The sequence below is a fragment of the Falsiroseomonas sp. RANM36 genome (assembly GCF_056682175.1).
Genome location: NZ_JBWXTD010000053.1, coordinates 1 through 314, shown reverse-complemented (window position 1 = coordinate 314; position 314 = coordinate 1). Strand labels below are relative to the sequence as shown.

The 314-nt window shown below is 76.8% G+C and carries 1 pseudogene; it reads left to right on the top strand.

The annotated features are described in order from the left end of the window. Nucleotides 1-121 precede the first annotated feature (121 nt). Nucleotides 122-314: pseudogene (locus tag AC1MIR_RS27810) on the top strand (glycosyltransferase family 4 protein); the annotation flags it as partial.

Genomic DNA, 314 nt, shown 5'->3' with positions numbered 1-314 from the left:
CCCCCCGGGGGGCGCGCAACCGCCCTTGGGGGCCCTGCTGGGCTGGGGCGCTAACCCCACGCGGCGGGCGGGGGCGCGTCACGCCGAAGGCGTGCCTTCGGCACGACGCGTTTGAGGGCACATGAAAATCCTCGAGATCATCAACGTCGATTTCTCGCTGCGGCACTTCCTGGTGCCGCTGATGCGCGGCCTTCGCGCGCGCGGGCATGAGGTGGTCGGCGCCTGCGCCGACGGCGCGCGGCGCGCCGCGCCCCGCGCGCGGGGGGTTAGGGGGGGGGATGTGGGGAGGGTGCGCGGCGACCGCCCCCGCGCGC